This window comes from Bradyrhizobium sp. USDA 3397, assembly GCF_054060965.1.
On record NZ_JBSSDS010000001.1, the window covers coordinates 2,095,081 to 2,110,283 of the forward strand.

The 15,203-nt window shown below is 64.1% G+C and carries 17 protein-coding genes; 8 read left to right on the top strand and 9 right to left on the bottom strand.

Annotation, left to right across the window (positions count from 1 at the left end):
- Nucleotides 1–12 precede the first annotated feature (12 nt).
- Nucleotides 13–1,200: an acyltransferase family protein gene (locus ACVWYQ_RS09980; RefSeq protein ID WP_157280742.1), complete on the top strand. Its 1,188-nt coding sequence runs from the start codon at nucleotides 13–15 to the stop codon at nucleotides 1,198–1,200.
- Nucleotides 1,201–1,324: 124 nt separating this feature from the next.
- Here the strand turns inward: ACVWYQ_RS09980 and purL are convergent, their stop codons facing one another.
- Complete coding sequence (gene purL, locus ACVWYQ_RS09985; protein ID WP_271544953.1) at nucleotides 1,325–3,535, bottom strand: phosphoribosylformylglycinamidine synthase subunit PurL; 2,211 nt, start codon at nucleotides 3,533–3,535, stop codon at nucleotides 1,325–1,327.
- Nucleotides 3,536–3,721: 186 nt separating this feature from the next.
- Here purL and ACVWYQ_RS09990 point away from each other — a divergent pair, with 186 nt between their 5' ends.
- The 3 genes from ACVWYQ_RS09990 (at nucleotide 3,722) to ACVWYQ_RS10000 (ending at nucleotide 6,047) form a co-directional block, all read left to right on the top strand.
- Entirely contained in the window at nucleotides 3,722–4,201 is a 480-nt protein-coding gene (locus ACVWYQ_RS09990; protein WP_025037294.1) for a PaaI family thioesterase, read from the top strand.
- Between the two features lie 76 nt (nucleotides 4,202–4,277).
- The gene (locus ACVWYQ_RS09995; protein ID WP_271544956.1) at nucleotides 4,278–5,261 is read left to right on the top strand and encodes a DMT family transporter; all 984 of its coding nucleotides are present in this window, start codon (nucleotides 4,278–4,280) and stop codon (nucleotides 5,259–5,261) included.
- A 117-nt stretch (nucleotides 5,262–5,378) separates the two neighbouring features.
- Nucleotides 5,379–6,047 (top strand): CPBP family intramembrane glutamic endopeptidase, encoded by a 669-nt coding sequence (locus ACVWYQ_RS10000; protein ID WP_404539887.1) that lies wholly within the window; start codon nucleotides 5,379–5,381, stop codon nucleotides 6,045–6,047.
- Nucleotides 6,048–6,055: 8 nt separating this feature from the next.
- On the opposite strand, the gene ACVWYQ_RS10005 is transcribed toward ACVWYQ_RS10000, so the two are convergent.
- Together ACVWYQ_RS10005 and ACVWYQ_RS10010 are read right to left on the bottom strand one after the other, a co-directional pair.
- Nucleotides 6,056–6,799, bottom strand: a complete 744-nt coding sequence (locus ACVWYQ_RS10005; protein WP_404539884.1) for a tetratricopeptide repeat protein — start codon at nucleotides 6,797–6,799, stop codon at nucleotides 6,056–6,058.
- Nucleotides 6,800–6,932: 133 nt separating this feature from the next.
- Entirely contained in the window at nucleotides 6,933–7,538 is a 606-nt protein-coding gene (locus ACVWYQ_RS10010; protein ID WP_128264536.1) for a TetR/AcrR family transcriptional regulator, read from the bottom strand.
- A 132-nt stretch (nucleotides 7,539–7,670) separates the two neighbouring features.
- Here ACVWYQ_RS10010 and ACVWYQ_RS10015 point away from each other — a divergent pair, with 132 nt between their 5' ends.
- Nucleotides 7,671–8,069, top strand: coding sequence for a RidA family protein (locus tag ACVWYQ_RS10015; RefSeq protein ID WP_404539881.1), 399 nt, complete (start codon nucleotides 7,671–7,673; stop codon nucleotides 8,067–8,069).
- A gap of 44 nt (nucleotides 8,070–8,113) precedes the next feature.
- On the opposite strand, the gene ACVWYQ_RS10020 is transcribed toward ACVWYQ_RS10015, so the two are convergent.
- Together ACVWYQ_RS10020 and purQ are read right to left on the bottom strand one after the other, a co-directional pair.
- Nucleotides 8,114–9,103 (bottom strand): tripartite tricarboxylate transporter substrate binding protein BugD, encoded by a 990-nt coding sequence (locus ACVWYQ_RS10020; protein ID WP_456725595.1) that lies wholly within the window; start codon nucleotides 9,101–9,103, stop codon nucleotides 8,114–8,116.
- On the bottom strand, nucleotides 9,100–9,801 hold the full coding sequence (gene purQ / locus ACVWYQ_RS10025; protein ID WP_109143222.1) for a phosphoribosylformylglycinamidine synthase subunit PurQ: 702 nt from the start codon (nucleotides 9,799–9,801) through the stop codon (nucleotides 9,100–9,102). The genes ACVWYQ_RS10020 and purQ overlap by 4 nt, the downstream gene beginning before the upstream one ends.
- A 168-nt stretch (nucleotides 9,802–9,969) precedes the next feature.
- Here purQ and ACVWYQ_RS10030 point away from each other — a divergent pair, with 168 nt between their 5' ends.
- Complete coding sequence (locus ACVWYQ_RS10030; protein WP_271544965.1) at nucleotides 9,970–10,986, top strand: magnesium and cobalt transport protein CorA; 1,017 nt, start codon at nucleotides 9,970–9,972, stop codon at nucleotides 10,984–10,986.
- Nucleotides 10,987–11,090: 104 nt separating this feature from the next.
- On the opposite strand, the gene purS is transcribed toward ACVWYQ_RS10030, so the two are convergent.
- Together purS and purC are read right to left on the bottom strand one after the other, a co-directional pair.
- Nucleotides 11,091–11,333 (bottom strand): phosphoribosylformylglycinamidine synthase subunit PurS, encoded by a 243-nt coding sequence (gene purS / locus ACVWYQ_RS10035; RefSeq protein ID WP_028137374.1) that lies wholly within the window; start codon nucleotides 11,331–11,333, stop codon nucleotides 11,091–11,093.
- 14 nt (nucleotides 11,334–11,347) lie between these two features.
- Complete coding sequence (purC, locus tag ACVWYQ_RS10040; protein WP_172782948.1) at nucleotides 11,348–12,115, bottom strand: phosphoribosylaminoimidazolesuccinocarboxamide synthase; 768 nt, start codon at nucleotides 12,113–12,115, stop codon at nucleotides 11,348–11,350.
- Nucleotides 12,116–12,435: 320 nt separating this feature from the next.
- Between purC and ACVWYQ_RS10045 the strand changes: the two genes are divergently transcribed.
- The gene (locus ACVWYQ_RS10045) at nucleotides 12,436–12,759 is read left to right on the top strand and encodes a DUF1476 domain-containing protein (protein WP_157280749.1); all 324 of its coding nucleotides are present in this window, start codon (nucleotides 12,436–12,438) and stop codon (nucleotides 12,757–12,759) included.
- Between the two features lie 5 nt (nucleotides 12,760–12,764).
- Here the strand turns inward: ACVWYQ_RS10045 and ACVWYQ_RS10050 are convergent, their stop codons facing one another.
- On the bottom strand, nucleotides 12,765–13,862 hold the full coding sequence (locus ACVWYQ_RS10050) for a LysR family transcriptional regulator (RefSeq protein ID WP_456725596.1): 1,098 nt from the start codon (nucleotides 13,860–13,862) through the stop codon (nucleotides 12,765–12,767).
- On the opposite strand from ACVWYQ_RS10050, the gene ACVWYQ_RS10055 reads away from it, so the two are divergent.
- On the top strand, nucleotides 13,843–14,670 hold the full coding sequence (locus tag ACVWYQ_RS10055) for an isocitrate lyase/PEP mutase family protein (RefSeq protein ID WP_456725597.1): 828 nt from the start codon (nucleotides 13,843–13,845) through the stop codon (nucleotides 14,668–14,670). The genes ACVWYQ_RS10050 and ACVWYQ_RS10055 overlap by 20 nt on opposite strands.
- Here the strand turns inward: ACVWYQ_RS10055 and cynS are convergent.
- Entirely contained in the window at nucleotides 14,657–15,145 is a 489-nt protein-coding gene (gene cynS / locus ACVWYQ_RS10060) for a cyanase (RefSeq protein WP_025037304.1), read from the bottom strand. The two genes, ACVWYQ_RS10055 and cynS, sit on opposite strands and share 14 nt — an antisense overlap.
- Nucleotides 15,146–15,203: the final 58 nt, after the last annotated feature.

The following is a 15,203-nucleotide window of genomic DNA, read 5'->3' on the forward strand; positions in this document are numbered from 1 at the left end:
GGGGCGGCCACGATGACGATGTCACATTCAGCGACGATCGGCGCGGAGGTGCATGCCGCGCCCCAGAGCAAGGTGCGCAACTTGGCGATCGATCGCGCCCGCACCTTCCTCACTCTGGTGGTGCTGCTGCATCACGCGGTGATCCCGTATACCTATTTCGGTCATACCGATCCGAGTTATTTCTTCGGCTTCGACATGATCGTGCTCGCCACCGACAGTTTCTTCATGGCGATGTTCTTCTTCCTGTCGGGACTGTTCGCCTGGTCCGGCATCGCCCGGAAGGGAGTGCGGAGCTATTTGGCAGATCGCCTGCTTCGGCTTGGCCTACCCTTCGCGATCTGCGCCTTTACGGTCATTCCACTCGCCTACTACGCGATCTCCCTGCGGCACCATCCCGAGATCGGTTTTGCGGAATTCTGGTGGAATATGGTCACGAAGGGTCCGTGGCCGAGCGGGCCGATTTGGTTCCTGTGGGTCTTGTTCGCCTTCGACCTGGTTGCCTGCCTTTTGTACCGGCTGTCACCCAATCTGCTCGATCCGATCAATCGCCTCTCGCTGCATGGTCGCCGCCGGCCCGCCGTGTTCTTCGCGGTCATGCTGGCCGTCACCGCCGCGTTCTACATTCCTGGGCTGGTTCACTACGGACACAGCAGCTGGTTCGAGTTCGGGCCGTTCTCGGTCCAGCACGGGCGCGTGATGCTGTACGCGACCTATTTCTTTTTCGGTGCCGGCATCGGCGTTGCGCAAATGGATCGTGGGCTGCTCTCTGTCGACGGCCGCATGGCAAAGGTCAGCTGGGACTGGATGGTCCTCGCGATCGTTCCGTATTGCCTGTTGTGGGGGCTGATCTTCATCAAGCGCGAAATATTGGGCAACCCGTCGCCGCTGCCGGACTGGTATGAAGCGCTCTATGCCATCTGCTTCACCGTCTTCAGCGTGGCCATCATGTTTCTGATCCTGGCCCTTTTCCAGAGGTTCAAGCAATCAGGCTCAGCCAGGCTGCTTGATCCAATGCAGGGCGACGCATTCGGCATGTTCCTGGTGCATTATCCGATCGCATTGTGGCTGCAATACTGGCTGTTCGACTATGACCTGCCGGCGATCGTCAAGGCCACGATCGGGTTTGTGCTGACTGTCGCGGCGAGCTGGGCGCTGACGCGCGCGTTGCGGCAGATCCCGGGCGCGTCACGCGTGTTGTGAGGCGCGGTCTCTCGGTCCGTAGCCCTGATGTAGCGCAGCGCAATTCGGGACCTTGCCACAAGTGATAGGGTCCCGGATTACGCTGCGCTCCATCCGGGCTACAGATCTGATTTGCGGCAGCGCCTTACGCCGCCTTCCCGCCCATATATTCCGGCAGCCAGCGCTCGAACGAGGTCCGCAGCGTGTCGATCGCAACCGGCGCTTCGCCGGCGATCGCGATGGCATCGCCGCCGGTGGTGCCGATGCGCACGCAAGGCACCTCGCAGCCGCGCATCTTGGCGAGCACGCGGCCGGCTTCGGTTTCCGGCACGGTGACGAGATAGCGCGCCTGGTCCTCGCCGAACCAATAGGCCTGCGGCACCAGCGCAGTCGGCGCCGCCAGCAGCTTGGCGCCGATGCCGCCCGCCATCGCCATCTCGGCCAGCGCGATCAGAAGGCCGCCGTCCGACAAATCATGCACCGCAGTCGCGGTGCCCGCATGGATCATGCCGCGCACGCAATCGCCGTTGCGCTTCTCGGCCGCAAGATCGACCGGTGGCGGCGCCCCCTCCTCGCGGCCGCAGATGTCGCGCAGATAGACCGACTGGCCGAGCCAGCCATGGGTCTCGCCGATCAAGAGGATCGCCTCGCCCTCGGCCTTGAAGGCGAGCGACGCCGACTTGGTGAAATCGTCGAGCAGGCCGACACCGCCGATCGAGGGCGTCGGCAGGATCGCGCGGCCGTTGGTCTCGTTGTAGAGCGAGACGTTGCCGGACACGACCGGGAAGTCCAGCGTGCGGCAGGCTTCCGAAATGCCCTTCAGGCAGCCGACGAACTGGCCCATGATCTCGGGCCGCTCAGGGTTGCCGAAGTTGAGATTGTCGGTGATCGCGAGCGGCTTGCCGCCGACGGCGGTGATGTTGCGCCAGGCTTCGGCGACGGCCTGCATCCCGCCTTGATAAGGATCGGCCTCGCAATAGCGCGGCGTGACGTCGACAGTGAGCGCGAGGCCCTTCGGCCCATCCTGCACGCGCACCACGGCCGCATCGCCGCCGGGACGCTGCATGGTGTTGCCGAGGATGACGTGGTCGTATTGCTCCCAGACCCAGCGCTTCGAGCACATATCAGGCGTGCCGATCAGCTTCTCCAGCGCAGCTCCAAGGCCCATGGGTGCCGGCACGTCGCGGGCATGCACGACCGGCAGCGCTGTGGACGGGACGTGCGGGCGGTCATAGACCGGCGCCTCGTCGCCAAGCTCCTTGATCGGCAAATCGGCCATGACATCGCCGCCATGCTTGACCACGAAGCGCTTGCTCGGCGTGGTGTAGCCGACCACGGCGAAGTCGAGGCCCCACTTCTTGAAGATCGCCTCGGCTTCCTTCTCCTTCTCGGGCTTGAGCACCATGAGCATGCGCTCCTGGCTCTCCGAGAGCATCATCTCGTAGGCGCTCATGCCGGTCTCGCGGGTCGGCACCGCATCGAGGTCGAGGTCGACGCCGAGATCGCCCTTGGCGCCCATCTCCACCGCCGAGCAGGTCAGGCCCGCCGCGCCCATGTCCTGGATCGCGATGACGCAGCCCTTTTCCATGATCTCGAGGCAGGCCTCTAACAGCAGCTTCTCGGCGAAGGGATCGCCGACCTGCACGGTCGGGCGCTTCTCCTCGGACTTGTCGTCGAACTCGGCCGAAGCCATCGAGGCGCCGTGGATGCCGTCGCGGCCGGTCTTGGAGCCGAGATAGACGATCGGCATGTTCACGCCGGAGGCCGCCGCATAGAAGATCTTGTCAGAATCGGCGAGGCCCACCGCCATGGCATTGACGAGGATGTTGCCGTCGTAGCGGGTGTGGAAGCGTACCTGGCCGCCCACCGTCGGAACGCCGAAGGAATTGCCGTAGCCGCCGACGCCCGCCACCACGCCGGAGACGAGATGCCGCGTCTTCGGGTGCTCGGGCGCACCGAAGCTCAGCGCATTGAGGCAGGCGATCGGGCGCGCGCCCATGGTGAAGACGTCGCGCAGGATGCCGCCGACGCCGGTGGTCGCGCCCTGATACGGCTCGATATAGCTCGGATGGTTGTGGCTCTCCATCTTGAAGACCACAGCCTGGCCGTCGCCGATGTCGATCACGCCGGCGTTCTCGCCGGGGCCCTGGATCACCCAGGGCGCCTTGGTCGGCAGGCCGCGCAGATGGATGCGCGAGGATTTGTACGAGCAATGCTCGTTCCACATCGCCGAGAAGATGCCGAGCTCGGTGAAGGTCGGCTCCCGCCCGATCAGCTTCAGGATGCGCTCATACTCGTCGGGCTTGAGCCCGTGGGCGGCAACCAGTTCGGGGGTGATCTTGGGTTCATTCTTCATGGATTCGAGGCTTTCGGCGGCGGTTTGGCCGTTCTTAGGAACATCGGACGGCTTCGAAAAGCCCTTTATGGCGCATTTTCCCGCTGTCCCACGTTTTGCGCCGGCAGGGCCGGCGGGAACGGGAATTGCGCGGCGCGGTCGGATCGGATTTAAGGTCTAAAGACCCGCAATTGAAGGCCTATTTCCTTGCACGAATTGACCAAAGCGCCCCCGCCGCGCCGCCCCGACCTCCATGTCGCCACCGAGGGCGAATTTGTGGGCTGGCGGACCTGGATTCGCGACAGTTTTGAGTCCCATGTCGGCCCCTTCTGGCACCGGATCGAGGCGGACGGCAGCGTCCGCAGCGCCTTCCGCGTCGAGAAGAAGCACCTCAACGGCTCCGGCAACGTCCATGGCGGCTGCTACATGGCCTTTGCCGACTATTCGCTGTTTGCGATCGCCACCCATGTCCTGGACAGCCGGGCGGTGACGACCAATTTCGCCTGTGAATTCCTCGATGCGGCACGCGAGGGCGAGCTGATCGAATGCACCGGCGAGGTGACCCGCGCCGGCGGCTCGCTGATCTTCCTGCGCGGCAAGATGATGTCCGGCGAGCGCCTGCTGCTCACCTTTTCCGGCACGATCAAGCGGATGAAGCGGAAGGCACTCCCTCAGCCAAACGCATAGCTCGACGCCTTCCCTTTTCGCGCCCCCTCGCCCAGACTTCCCACCAAGCGCTTTCGCGCCGGGGAGCAAGAACAAGGTGCCGCAGAGCACATCCGAGGCGGGTCGCGCGAGGCCGGCCGCATCATCGCCGTTGCCGTCCATCGCCACCGGCGCACGCAACTGGCGCGATTATGCGCTGCTGCTGGCGCTCGCCTGCTGCTGGAGCTCCACCTATCCGCTGACCAAGCTGGCGCTTCCCACGATCCCACCCATCACCTTCATCTCGGCGCGCTCGCTGATCGCCGCCGCCTTCCTGTTCGCGATCCTGTGGATGCGCGGCACCAGGATCCCCACCGACGCAAAAGCCTGGAAGCTGTTCGCGACCCAGCAACTGATCAACTCGACCTTCCCGTTCCTGATCATCACCTGGTCGCAGCAATATGTGCCGGCCTCGAACACGGTTGTGCTGGCCTCGACCACGCCGATCTTCGCCTTCCTGATCACCTCGCTGATCACGCGGCACGAGCCAGCGACACTGCTCAAGCTCACTGGTGCGATTTTGGGACTCGCCGGCACCGTCGCTATCGTCGGGCTCGATGCGCTGCGCGGCTTCGGTAGCGAGATCGTGGCGGAGATCGCGATCCTGCTCGCCACCATCTCCTTTGCCTGCGCGACGATCTTCGGCCTCCGCCTGTCCGAATACGATCCGATGGTGGTGGCAGCCGGCTCGCTGCTGTTCGGCGGCCTCGTGCTGCTGCCGCCCTCACTACTGATCGACCAGCCCTGGACACTGCAGCCCACGCCGACCGCGATCATCGCCACCATCGTCATGGGCATCGTTTCGAGCGCGCTCGGCCTGATGTTGTTCTATGTCTGCCTCGGCCGCCTCGGCACGCTGACGACGAACGCCCAAGGCTATTTGCGCATCCCGATCGGCGTCGGCCTCTCGGTGCTGCTGCTCGGCGAGAGCGTGCCGTCGAACCTCGCACTGGGGTTATTGCTGGTGATGGCCGGTGTTGCGGCGATGACGGTGCCGGCGGAGGTGTATAAGCGGTGGTCGGGGCGGGTGCGCGGGCTCTGAGCGCTAACGCAACGAGGCGCACGGAGGCACAGTCACAACCTGATTGACACATGTTGGACGAATGTGAGGTAGTCGCGCGCAAGCCTGTCGTGACGCATCCCTCCCTCAAGGCCCAGCATGGAAAGTCGTTCTCCGGCCGCCATTGGTGATTCAAAAACCGATCGCGTGCCCAGCGTCTGGTGGTTCGCACTCGCGCTTGTCCCGCACTTTGCATCCCAGCTCATGCGACTGCATCAGCACACTGCAGCGGGTTGGCTTGTCTGGGACTACGCCGGCCGGATCGCCGCTCTGGCCATTCTTGCGGTGATTCCAGCAGCACGGACCGTTGCCTATCGACGCGAGCAACGCCGAATTTCCTTTCTCGAGATCGGCGTCTGGATCGCAGGAATTGCGCTGCTGGACCGCTTCGGTCAGTGGCCGCAGCATCTCATCAATGCAGCACTTCCGGCTACCGTCATTGGCAAGTATCCGCAGCCGACCGGCTGGCTTAATGTCTTCGATCTCGTCGTTGGCCTCGCGCTGGTCGCGGCCAGCGAAGAGATCATCTTCAGGCGATTGCTTCGGAACGCATCGCAGCCTTACGTGGGTGATGGAGTCGTCGCCATCCTCATCACGTCGCTCGTCTTCGGCGCCTATCATTGGTGGGCCGGGATCGGAAACATCCTGCTCTCTGCAACAATCGGCATCCTTTTCATGGTGATGTACCGGCGCTCAGGCGCGCTTTGGCCGGTTATGCTCGTGCACTACCTGGTTGACCTGATCGCCTTCTCTGGAGTTTGGCGTTGAGGTAGCGATCAGCGTGACGCCGACAATTGCTTCTCGGCGATGTTGAGCCACTCCGCCTGCGCCTTGCGTAGATATTTCGGCGCGCGCCGCATCTGGATCAGGAGCTCGTTGAAGACCATGCGCGCCTCTGCGGTGCGGCCGACCGTTTGCAGCAGCATGCCGTAGCGCACCCGCGCCTCGGCGCCGGGGAAGTAACCGGCGAGCGCGTGATATTCCTCCAGCGCCTCGTCGACACGTCCGACCTCGGCGAGCGCGCGGGCATAGAGCAGATGCGCGTCGGCGGAATCGAAATCGGGCCATTGCTTCTGCAGATCGTCCAGCGTCGCCAGCGCATCGGCTGGGCGGCTGGCGGCAAATTGCGCCTGCGCCCTGCGCAGCGCGTAGGCAGGATCGTGGCCCATCGGCAGCTTCAGGATGTGATCATAGTGCGCTTCAGCTTCGCCGAACCGGCCGATATTCGCGCACTCTTCCGCCAGCGCCGCGCGGTTGGCGATGGTGTCGGTGCCGGCGAGTTGGTCGGACAGCTCGCGATAGCGCTTCTCGGGATCGAGGCGATTGGCGACACGCTGGCGCGCCTGCCGGGCACCGGGGCTGGAAAACCATTCGGGAATGAGCTCGACCGCGATATAGGCGATCGCGCCCATCATCGGCACCAGCAGGATGATGAAGGCCCAGGGCCGCAACCGTCCGGTTCGCGAGGCGTGATAGATCAACGTGATGTCGAGCAGCAGAACGACCAAAGCAACAGGCATGTGACATCCGGACAGCCGGCCTCCTGATATCGCAATCGAACCAATAAAACAACTTTGAGTTGCCTCGACCGGCAAAAATCAGCGAACCCGGACGCGCGCCGTAATGGTGACGAGGAGTCAGTCGCCGCAAAACCTATGCAGGTTCACGCGCCTCGCGTAGCAATCCACTCGCCAGCGCTCGAAACGCGTCGACGGCCTTGCTCAGCACATTCTTGGGATCGTCGGCTGCCGCGACCCACAAGGCGGCGCTGAGCGCAGCCCCGTTCAGCAACCGCCCCGCCGCTTCGACATCGACCGGCTTCACGATTCCCTCCTCGATCAGCGCACGGATCGTTCGCATGGTGATATCGAGACAGGCGTTCTCGCCGGGCCATTTGGAGGGATCGCCGAGCACCGCAGGTCCATCCAGAAGCATGATGCGCTGAATCTCGGGTTCGAGCGCCATCTCGATATAGGCGCTTCCCTCCGCGAGCAGGCCCAGCCACGGGCTGGGCGCTTGCTCCCGGACGATGCGGAGCCGCTCCGCCATTTCACCGTCGATCTGCTCGACAACGGCCCAGAGCAGCCCCTTCTTGTCTTCGAAGTTGTGATACAGCGCGCCCCGCGTCAGACCGACGGCCGCAGTGAGTTCGTCCATCGACGCGTCTGCATAGCCCTGCGTGGCAAATGCCGCGCGTGCGGCGCGGATGAGCCTGGCCCGATTTTCCGCCATGGCCGCTGCGCGCTTTCCCTTTGCCATGCTCCCTGGCCCCTCTTGACATACGCCTCGTATGTAAATTATCACATACGAACCGTATATGAAATGGGCTTGAAACGCCACCCGTGGAACGCCCCGTTCCACCCGCTCCCGATCCGATGAAAGGTTCCTGACATGGCCCAGCGAGAGGCAATCTTCCCCGCGAACCGCCACGCGCTCTATCAACAGCATCGCTACTCCGCAGCGATCCGCTCCGGTGACCTGCTGTTCGTGTCGGGGCAGGTCGGCAGCCGCGAGGACGGCTCACCCGAGCCGGTATTCGAGGACCAGGTCCGGCGCGCATTCGCCAATTTGCGTGCCGTGCTCGCCGCTGGTGGATGCACGTTGGACGATGTTGTCGATGTCACCACGTTCCACACCGATCCGGCGAGCCAGATCGAGACGGTGATGGCCGTTCGCGCCGAGGAGATCGGCGGACCGCCCTATCCGAACTGGACGGCCGTCGGCGTGAACTGGCTTGCCGGCTTCGACTTCGAGATCAAGGTCATCGCCCGCATTCCTGTGCTCCAGTAAGCCTTCCGGGCGGCCATACGCCGGCCGCCACCAGGGTGAGCAGGCTACTTGTTGGCGTCGTCCGCGAGCATCTTCCGGTATTTCTCGACGTCGCGCGTCACGAGCTTTTGCAGCACATCGGGCGCGTGCTCGTCGGCATCGGGCGCGACGGTCGACAGATCCGCGAAGCGCTTCTTCACCGCTTCGGTCTCGACGGCCGTGCGCGCCGCGGCATTCAGCTTGGCGATCACGGCCGGCGGCGTGCCCTTGGGCGCGAACAGGCCGTTCCAGCCTTGTGCCTCGAACTCGGGCAGGCCGGCTTCCGCCGAGGTCGGCAGATCCGGCAGCGTGGCGAGCCGAACGGTCGAGCCGACCACGAGGCCCTTCACCAGCTTGTCGTTGATCGACTGCGACACCGAGGCGGCCGCGTCGCAGACGCCGTCGATCTGGCCGCCGACCGCGTCGGTCAGCGCCGGCGCGGCGCCGCGATAGCCGATCAGCGTCGCGTCGATCCCGGCTGCTGTGACGAAGCTTTTGCAGATCAGATAGTTCGAGGAGCCGACGCCGGCATGGCCGAGATTGATCTTGCCCGGATTGGCCTTGGCATAGGCAATGAACTCCTTCAGGTCCTTCGCAGGAAAGTCCTTGCGCAGCGCGATGATGCCGAACGTCTTCGCCACCATCGCGATCGGCACGAAGGAATCAGGCGTGAACGGCAGTTTTGGATAGATCGTGTAGGTCGCGGCATTGGTGCCGGCATTGCCGATCGCAATCGTATACCCATCGGGCTCGGCGCGGGAGGCCCGCGCCAGCGCGGTCGAGCCGCCGGCGCCTGCAACGTTCTCGATCACGATGGTCTGGCCGAGCGCGATGCCCATCTGCTCGGCCACCGCGCGCGCGATCACGTCCGAGGTGCCGCCGGCCGCGAACGGCACGATCATGGTGATGGGACGCTTGGGATAATCCTGCGCGGATGCGCAAGTCGCGATCGAAAATGTCGCGAACGCCAACGCCGCGATCGCGGCGAGCGCACGCTTCACCACGAACGAGATCACGCGGCTTTTTCCAGATGCTGGGCGAGACCGGCGAACAAGCCGCGACCATCGGTGCAGCCCATGATGTCTTCGACGTGGTTTTCCGGATGCGGCATCATGCCGAGCACGTTGCCCCGGTCGTTGACGATGCCGGCGATCGAATGCGCCGCGCCATTGATGTTGTTGAAATCGTCGACTTCGCCGGCAGCGGAGCAATAGCGATAGAGCACCCGCCCCTCGCCTTCGAGCCGCTTGATGGTCTCTTCGTCCGCCTCGTAATTGCCCTCGCCATGGGCGACCGGCACGCGGATCACCTGGCCGGCATTGTAGCCGCGGGTGAACGGCGTGTCGGAGCGCTCGACGCGCAGATGCACGTCGCGGCAGATGAATTTCAGCCGCGCATTGCGCATCAGCACGCCCGGCAAGAGGCCGGACTCGCAGAGGATCTGGAAACCATTGCAGACGCCGAGCACGAGGCCGCCCTTGGCCGCATAGTCGCGCACCGCATCCATCACCGGCGCACGCGCCGCGATCGCGCCACAGCGCAGATAATCGCCGTAGGAGAAACCGCCGGGCACGACGACGAGATCGGTGCCTGATGGCAGCGAGGTCTCGGCGTGCCAGACCATCGCGGGCTCGCTGCCGGAGATCAGCCTCAACGCGCGCGCCATGTCGCGCTCGCGGTTGATTCCGGGAAAGACGAGGATGGCGGCTTTCATGGCAGGGGTTCCGACGCGGCTGGGAATCGAAGCTGGCCAACGGGCCAATTCGCGAACAGACATAACCATTTGACGGGGATTTTACCAGTGCTAGCGTTGCGGAGCGCCCTTGTACACAGGCCATAGCCACGCGCCCTTTGGCCGCTCGATTTGCCCGGGATTGAAGCCATGAACGTCCCGTCGCTGCCCGCGTCCCTCTCCGAACCGGTATCCGCCGAGGGCGTCGTCGCCGCCGGCGCTTATGTCGACGGCCGCAGAGTCGCCAATATCGCCATCAGCGAGGCCTCGAGCTGGCGAGCCAAGCCCGGCCATGTCGTGTGGATCGGACTGCACGAGCCCGACATGGCGCTGCTCGGCGCGGTGCAGAAGCAGTTCGACCTGCACGATCTCGCCATCGAGGACGCCAACCACGCCCATCAGCGGCCCAAGATCGAGCAATATGGCGAGGCCCTGTTCATCGTCGCGCGCACCGCGCAGCTGATCGAGGGCCGCATCGCCTTCGGCGAGACCCACATCTTCGTCGGCGAAGGTTATCTGGTCTCGGTTCGCCACGGCGCTTCGACCTCCTACACGCCGGTGCGCGAACGCTGCGAAAGCTGCCCGCGGGCGCTCGCGCGCGGCGAGGACTACATCCTCTACGCCATCCTCGATTTCATCGTCGACAATTACTCGCCCGTGCTGGAGAGCATCCACGACGAGATCGAAGGCATCGAGGACGACGTGCTCTCCAAGCAGATCAGCAAGGCGCAGATCGAGCGGCTCTACATGCTGCGACGCGACCTCTTGCGGCTCAGGACCGCAATCGGACCGCTGGTGGAGGTCTGCCGCCGGCTGGAGCACGACGAGTTGTCGATGGTGCGCAAGGCCATGCAGCCGCTATTCCGCGACGTCACCGACCACGTCCGCAACATCCAGGAGCGCATCGATTCCATGCGCGAGGTGCTGGCCTTTGCTTTCGAGGCGAGCCTGCTCGTCGGCCAGGCCCAGGAGACGGCGGTGTCCAAGAAGCTCGCATCCTGGCTGGCCATCATCGCGGTCCCGACCGCGCTCGCCGGCATCTACGGCATGAACTTCAAGCACATGCCGGAGCTGGAGTGGGAGTACGGCTACTTCATGCTGCTCGGCGTGATGCTGACCGCGTGCGGCTCGCTGTACTGGCGTTTTCGGCGGGCGGGATGGCTGTGAGTATGTTGCCTTGTAGCCCGGATGAAGCGAAGCGCAATCCGGGACAGTGCCACCGCGGATAGACCCGGATTTCGCTTCGCTCCATCCGGGCTACAAGCGCGGGTCTAGCTGAGCAGCTCGACCCGGTAATTCTCGATCACGGTGTTCGCCAAGAGCTTGTCGGCGGCCTCCTTCAGCGCCGCCTCCGCCTTGGCCTTGTCGGCGCCGGCGAGCTCGATGTCGAACACCTTGCCCTGGCGGACGCTGGCGACGCCGTCGACGCCGAGCGACTTCAGCGCGCCTTCGATGGCCTTGCCCTGCGGATCGAGGATGCCCGTCTTCAGGGTAACGGTGACACGTGCCTTCACGTCAAAAGTCCTCTTCAGCTCTTCACCAGCACCGGGCCGGTGCCCTGGGGACGCTCATTCTCCATGAGGATGCCGAGACGCTTCGCAACTTCCGTATAGGCCTCGAGCAGACCACCGAGATCCCTGCGGAAACGATCCTTGTCGAGCTTCTCGTTCGACTTGATGTCCCACAGCCGGCAGCTGTCCGGCGAGATCTCGTCGGCGACGATGATGCGCATCATCTCGTTCTCGAACAGGCGCCCGCACTCCATCTTGAAGTCGACGAGGCGGATGCCGATGCCGAGGAAGAGGCCGGTGAGGAAGTCGTTGACGCGGATGGCGAGCGCCATGATGTCGTCGATCTCCTGCGGCGTCGCCCAGCCGAAGGCGGTGATGTGCTCTTCCGACACCATGGGGTCGTTGAGCTGGTCGTTCTTGTAATAGAACTCGATGATCGAGCGCGGCAGCTGCGTGCCCTCCTCGATGCCGAGGCGCTGCGACAGCGAGCCGGCGGCGACGTTTCGCACCACAACCTCCAGCGGCACGATCTCGACCTCGCGAATCAACTGCTCGCGCATGTTGAGGCGGCGGATGAAATGGGTCGGCACCCCGATGTCGTTGAGGTGCTGAAACAGGTACTCCGAGATCCGGTTGTTGAGGACGCCCTTGCCCTCGATCACCTGATGCTTTTTCGCATTGAACGCGGTGGCGTCGTCCTTGAAGTGCTGGATCAGGGTACCGGGCTCGGGGCCTTCGTAAAGAACCTTTGCCTTGCCTTCATAAATGCGACGCCGACGGCTCATGGGGATGTACCGTGTTTTGTTGAAATCCATGAATTTGGTGTGCTCCGGTTGACTAGGATTACGACCCACAGCGGAGCTGCCGTGAACGGCCAGGAACCCATCTATAACCCGTTGGAAACAGAACGGGAACCAAGCCTTAGGCAACCTATCCGATTGGCTGTCCGAGCACAATCGATCCGGCCGTCCGGCACCAACTTATACCGTCTTGCCTGCGGCTTAACGGCCCGTTGTTTTGCCGATTCGTGCTATCTATGTAGGCATGCAGCCGGGTCGCCGCAACGGAAGGCTCCCGCTCCATTCAGCGAGGATTTGGAACAGGCATGAGCGAGTTCGACAAACGCCAGGAAGGCTTCGAGAAGAAGTACGCCCTCGACGAGGAGCAGAAGTTCAAGGCGGAGGCCCGCCGCAACCGGCTGCTCGGCCTGTGGGCAGCCGAGAAGCTCGGAATCACGGGTGATGCCGCCACCGCCTATGCCAAGGAGGTCGTCGCGGCCGATTTCGAGGAGGCCGGCGATGCCGACGTCCTACGCAAGCTGACGGCCGATTTCGCCGCCAAGAACGTTGTCGTCACCGAGCAGACGATTCGCGCCAAGATGAGCGAGTTGCTCGCGGTCGCCGCCGCCGAGGTGAAGGCGGGGAAATAATCGAGTCAACCGACCCGCCGGCGCGCAATAGCCTTGCGCGCCGGCGTTCTTCTTCTGCCTTCCCGCGTGGTCGAGACAATCGGCCCGGCATAGTTGCGGCGGATGGTTTCGAGCAGGCGCTCTGCGGCGGCGCTCAAAAACCCGCCACGACGCGTGACGAGGATGATATCCTGGTGCGCATCAAGGTCGCCCACGGCGACCGTCGCGATCGAGCCCGCACGCAGCTCCTCCGCCACATGGCTTTTTGCCAGCAGTGCAAGACCGAAGCCCGATTCCACCAGCCGCTTCTGCGCAGTGAGGCTGTCCACGGCCGTCCATTCCACCTCGCCAAGTCCCCGCGTCAGAAACAGCGCGAACACGTGAGCCGCGGCAATCTCGCGGCGTCCGCGAATCTCGGGGAATGCGATCCAGCGCTCCCCACCAAGCTCGGCGAGGCGTTTCACACGCTGTCCGGCGCGAGGATGGTCTGGCGCACAGACCACTTGCAACGATTCGCGCAGGACCTGCTCGCAGGCGAGATCGCCGGAGCCGTCGGCGTTGTAGCGCAGGCCTATCGTGGCCTCGCCGCGCCGGATGAGATCGCTGACCTCCGCGCTGGTCGCCGTCCGCAAGCTCAGCACGACGGCGGGATGCTCCTTGGCAAACCGCTTCATGATGGTCGAGAGGCGGCTGTCAGCGAGCGTCCCGGTCACGGCCAGCGAAACCGGCCCTGCATTCTGCTTGGTCAGTGCGCGGATCGCCTGTTCGGCATCCTGCGCCGCGGCCACTGCGCGCTCGGCATAGGGGATCAGCACGCGCCCGGCATCGCTGAGTCGCGTGCGGCCTGCCACCCGCTCGAACAGGGGAACGCCGAGTTCCTGCTCCAAGAGAGCGATACGGCGCGAAATCGCCGGCTGCGAGCGGTGCAGGAATTTCGCGGCATGCGAAATCCCACCTCTGCGATGAACCGCCAGGAAGGTGTTGAGGGCGTCACTGTCCATCGCGACCTCATGCAAAAAGCTGATGATATCTGACAGAATAACAAATTTGGCGGATGACGGAAGTGCGCCTAAAGCTCGTTGGGACGGACAATGGAGACGAGCCATGACGAGCCAGTTGGACAAGGCGAGAGCGTTTCGCGCGTTGCACGAGCGGCCCAGTGCCTTCATCATTCCTAATCCTTGGGATGCCGGCACCGCCAAGCTGCTCGCGGCGATGGGCTTCGAAGCCCTAGCCACTACGAGCCTCGGGGTCGCCAATATGTTCGGCAGCAGCGGCGTCAGCCTCGACGTCATCCTCGCCAACGCGCGCGCGATCGTCGAAGCCACCGACCTTCCCGTCAGCGTCGACCTCGAGAATTGCGGCGCACATGAGCCGAGAGGCGCCGCCGAAGCTATTCGGCGTGCCGCAGACACCGGCGCGGTGGGCGGCTCGATCGAGGATTTCAGCGGCGATCGCGATCGCCCGATCTACGACTTCGCCCACGCCGTCGAGCGCGTCCAGGCCGCGGTAGAGGTGGCACGCGCGCTGCCCATTCCGTTCACGCTGACGGCGCGGGCCGAGAACTTCCTGCACGGCCGCAAGGACATCGACGATACGATCCGCCGCCTGCAGGCCTTCGAGGCCGCTGGCGCCGACGTCCTCTATGCGCCGGGCCTGTACGATCTCGCCACGATCAGGACGGTGGCGTCCTCGCTGGGCAAGCCGTTCAACCACGTGATGGGCTTTGCCGACCCGACGCTAACCGTCGAGCAATTGTCCGCCGCTGGCGTCAAGCGCATCAGCGTCGGCGGAGCCATGTCGCGCTACGCGCTCGCAGCGTTCCTGAACTGCGCGCGCGAGATGAAGGACAAGGGGTCCTTCACCTACATCCGCGAGATGGCGTCGGTCGGCGAGCTGCGCGCCGCCTTCGCCGCGGTCACTCCTCCTTGAAGCCATACTCCGGCACGTTGCCGCTGGCGCCGTAATATTTATACGGCAGGAACTTGCCGCTCATGGTGATCTTGACGCGGTCGCCTTTGGGGTTGGCGACGCGTTCGATGCCCATGTCGAAGTCGATCGCCGACATGATGCCGTCGCCGAACTCCTCCTCGATCAGCGCCTTCCAGGCCGGACCGTTCACCATCACCATCTCGTAGAAGCGGTAGATCAGCGGGTCGGTCGGCGGCATCGGCGTGCCGGTGCCGCGCATCGGCACCTCGTTGAGCATCGCAACTTCCGCCTTCGACAGGCCGAACAGCTCGCCGGCGTTGGCAGCCTGCGGCTTTGTCAGCTTCATCTGGCCCATGATCGCGCCGACGATCAGCACCTCGGAATAGCCGCCGATCTTTTCGCAGATGTGTTTCCAGCTCCAGCCCTTCTCGCGCTTGATGTCGAGCAGCTTCTCGGTGAGGTCTTCGCGTTTCATGTGGGTCTCCTTGGCTTGTTCGTCATGCCCGGGCTTGTCCCGGGCATCCACGTTCTTG

Bases quoted from the DNA above. Each gene is read 5' to 3' on its own strand.
- ACVWYQ_RS09980 (WP_157280742.1), top strand. From the start codon at position 13: ATGACGATGTCACATTCAGCGACGATCGGCGCGGAGGTGCATGCCGCG.
- purL (WP_271544953.1), bottom strand. From the start codon at position 3,535: ATGAAGAATGAACCCAAGATCACCCCCGAACTGGTTGCCGCCCACGGG.
- ACVWYQ_RS10000 (WP_404539887.1), top strand. From the start codon at position 5,379: ATGGAAAGTCGTTCTCCGGCCGCCATTGGTGATTCAAAAACCGATCGC.
- ACVWYQ_RS10005 (WP_404539884.1), bottom strand. From the start codon at position 6,799: ATGCCTGTTGCTTTGGTCGTTCTGCTGCTCGACATCACGTTGATCTAT.
- ACVWYQ_RS10010 (WP_128264536.1), bottom strand. From the start codon at position 7,538: ATGGCAAAGGGAAAGCGCGCAGCGGCCATGGCGGAAAATCGGGCCAGG.
- ACVWYQ_RS10015 (WP_404539881.1), top strand. From the start codon at position 7,671: ATGGCCCAGCGAGAGGCAATCTTCCCCGCGAACCGCCACGCGCTCTAT.
- purQ (WP_109143222.1), bottom strand. From the start codon at position 9,801: ATGAAAGCCGCCATCCTCGTCTTTCCCGGAATCAACCGCGAGCGCGAC.
- ACVWYQ_RS10030 (WP_271544965.1), top strand. From the start codon at position 9,970: ATGAACGTCCCGTCGCTGCCCGCGTCCCTCTCCGAACCGGTATCCGCC.
- purC (WP_172782948.1), bottom strand. From the start codon at position 12,115: ATGAGCCGTCGGCGTCGCATTTATGAAGGCAAGGCAAAGGTTCTTTAC.
- ACVWYQ_RS10045 (WP_157280749.1), top strand. From the start codon at position 12,436: ATGAGCGAGTTCGACAAACGCCAGGAAGGCTTCGAGAAGAAGTACGCC.
- ACVWYQ_RS10055 (WP_456725597.1), top strand. From the start codon at position 13,843: ATGACGAGCCAGTTGGACAAGGCGAGAGCGTTTCGCGCGTTGCACGAG.
- cynS (WP_025037304.1), bottom strand. From the start codon at position 15,145: ATGAAACGCGAAGACCTCACCGAGAAGCTGCTCGACATCAAGCGCGAG.